The following is a 3,371-nucleotide window of genomic DNA, read 5'->3' on the forward strand; positions in this document are numbered from 1 at the left end:
AAATTATATATTATATTTAAGTTGATAAAATTTTTTATAGAATTTTTAAAAAATAAAAAACTATTAACTTTTACTAAAAAATCAACTTATTTTTATAATTATTTTTTATTATTATATTAATTTTATTTATTTAAGGAGATAATATGAGTCGAATTTCTATATTAGACCAGGAAAAATGTCAACCAAAAAAATGTAATTATGTTTGTATAAATTACTGTCCTGGAGTTAGAATGGAAGAAGATACTATAACTATTGATGAAGAAACAAAAAAACCACTTATTTCTGAAGAATTATGTGAAGGATGTGGAATATGTACTACAAGATGTCCATTTGATGCTATATCAGTAATAAATTTACCAGAAGCACTTAACGACCCTATTCATAGATATGGTCAAAATATGTTTGAATTATTCCATTTACCTACATTAAAAGAAGGAACAGTAGTTGGTTTACTTGGTCAAAATGGTATTGGAAAATCAACAATTATGAGAATCTTATCTGGAGAACTTATTCCAAATCTTGGAGATTGGGAAACTGAAGCAAGTTGGGATAATGTTATTGAATATTATAGAGGTTCTGCACTTCAAAGTTATTTTAAAAAATTAGCAAATAAAGATATAAAAGTCATACATAAACCTCAAGCTATTGAATATTTACCAAAAGTAGTAAAAGGTAATGTAAATGATTTATTATCTAATGTTGATGAAAGAGACCAACTAGATTATGTTGTAGAAAACCTTAACTTAGAAACTGTTATTAACAGAAATATGTCTAAATTAAGTGGAGGAGAACTTCAAAGAGTAGCAATAGCTGCATCCATACTTCGTGAAGGTGATTTTTACTACTTCGATGAACCTACATCATGGTTAGATGTAAAACAAAGACTTAATGCAGTGAAAGTAATAAGATCACTTGCAGAAGCAGGTAAATCAGTACTTGTAATTGAACACGATTTAGCTACTTTAGATGCATTATCTGATAATATACATGTTTTATATGGTAAACCTGGAGCTTATGGTGTAGTCTCTGGTATGAAAGGAGTAAGAGTTGGAATTAATGCATATATAAATGGTTTCTTAAAAGAAGAAAATATTAGAATGAGAAAAACACCAATAGAGTTTTCAATTCGTCCACCTACTCCAGAAGATGAAGGTGAAACTTTAAGTTCATATAGTGATTTAACTAAAGAATATGATGGATTTAAAATTTCTGCAAATGCTGGAGAAATATATAAAGATGAAATTGTAACTGCATTTGGTTCTAACGGTATTGGTAAAACTACATTTGCTAAAATGCTTGCTGGTGAAGTTAAACCAACAAAAGGTGAAGTAGATACTGAAATTGAAATTGCATATAAACCACAATATATTGTAACTGATTTCAAAGGAAGAGTTCAAGATTATTTATATATGAATGTTCCAGAATTTGGTTCTAAAATATTTGAAAGTGAAATAGGAAATCCTTTACAACTTAAAGATTTACTTGATAAAGATGTAGAACATTTAAGTGGAGGAGAACTCCAACGTCTTGCAATTGCAACTACATTATCAAAAGATGCAGATTTATATTTATTTGATGAACCTACTGCTTTCTTAGATGTAGAACAAAGATTAACTGCAGGTAAAGTTATTAGAAAAATTGTTGAAAGTAAAAATGCTGCAAGTTTAATTATAGATCACGATATAATATTTATTGATTATATTTCAGATAGAGCTATGGTATTTAATGGTAAACCTGGTGTTGAAGGTTATGCATCTAAACCTAGTGATCTTAGAACATCTATGAATAAATTCTTATCTGATTTAAATATTACATTTAGACGTGATAAAGAAACAAAACGTCCACGTGTAAATAAACTTAACAGTTATCTTGATCGTGAACAAAAAGAAGCTGGAGAATATTATTATCTTAAATCATAAATAGCTAAGAAATACTAAAAAAATTAAATCAGAAAAAATAGCTAAAAAAACTAATAATAATATCTTAAATCATAAGATAATAAGCTTCAAGTAAAATTAAAGAATATTATAAATATTCTTTTTTACTATTTTTATTAAAAATTAAAATTAAATTCTATATCAATTTTATATACTCATTTTTTTAAATTTTAAATAATAGATATTAAAAACTTATTTTTACAAAAAATATTAAAAATAAAGTAAAAAAATAAGATTAAAAAAAAAAAAGGATTATTAATGTAATAAACTAACAATCCATGGCATGTTTAAATTTAATAAAGCAATTACTAAACCAAATAATATAAATAGAATAGTTCCAGTATTAGTAAAAAACATTTTAAATAATTCTCTATTAGATAAACCAGTATTATTCTTAAATTTAACATAATATAAATAATATATGAAAAATCCAATAGATAAACACATTAAAACAAATTCAAATATATTATATCCATCTATAAGTACTTTACTTGAACCAATAACAGTTGGAACAATTAAACCTAAAAAGTTTCCAATTTGGTGCATTGTAATTGTATATAAAATATTATTAGTTTTTATATAAACATGAGCAAGTATTATTCCAAATAAAAATACTCCTAAGAACTGATAAATGTTCATATGATAAATCATAAACATAAATGCAGAAGTTAAAACTGCAAATAATTCACCATATCTTATTGTTCTATCAATAAGGAATTTACGGAAAAAATATTCCTCAAAGATTGGACCAAATATTACAGCATAAAAAAATGTTCCAATTATATTTGAAGATTGAAGGGTTTGAAGTGGATCAACACCTGTTGGAACAAAAAAACCTTTTAAGATATTTGAAATAAAATATCCAAAAATCATTAATCCATAACCCATAATCAAATAATAAACATATTTATATATTGATAAACTATTATTTTCAATATTATCAGATTTAGGTATTTTTTTAATATAATAACGTAAAAATATAAAACCAACAACAAAACCAATGAAATTAAACAATAATGCAAAATTATTATCATTTGTATGAAATATTCCAATTAATACTGTTGGGATAATAAACATTATCAAAAGCAAGAAAAAATAAGACATTCCAATTTTTGATAATGTTGTTTTATCACTTTTATAATTTATTACAGAATTTTTAACTGAATTTTCTAAAACTTCATTTTCAGTCAAGAGTATTACCTCCTTTTTACAAACATGGAAAAAATACATTACGTACTATTTATTTCTTAATATTTAATACTTATTAAATAAACTTTAAATATTATTAAAATAAATTAAGTAAAATTTATAAATTTAAAAAATATTAAAACAAAAAACTTCAAAAAATCATTAAAAAATATAAAAATAAAAAATAACTAAAAAACAATATTATTAAAATAATAATAAAAAAAGCACAATCAATAAAAAAAATAA

Annotated in this window: 2 protein-coding genes; one reads left to right on the forward strand and one right to left on the reverse strand. The window is 23.4% G+C overall.

Annotated elements, in window-relative coordinates:
* Window positions 1-143: 143 nt before the first annotated feature.
* Entirely contained in the window at window positions 144-1,919 is a 1,776-nt protein-coding gene (locus tag BGI41_RS07250) for a ribosome biogenesis/translation initiation ATPase RLI (RefSeq protein WP_088539976.1), read from the forward strand.
* 273 nt (window positions 1,920-2,192) lie between these two features.
* Here the strand turns inward: BGI41_RS07250 and BGI41_RS07255 are convergent, their stop codons facing one another.
* A complete protein-coding gene (locus BGI41_RS07255) occupies window positions 2,193-3,128 on the reverse strand; it encodes a CPBP family intramembrane glutamic endopeptidase (RefSeq protein ID WP_158211976.1) in 936 nt (311 codons plus the stop codon).
* Window positions 3,129-3,371 lie beyond the last annotated feature (243 nt).

The organism is Methanobrevibacter sp. 87.7 (assembly GCF_002208625.1).
GTDB lineage: Archaea > Methanobacteriota > Methanobacteria > Methanobacteriales > Methanobacteriaceae > Methanarmilla.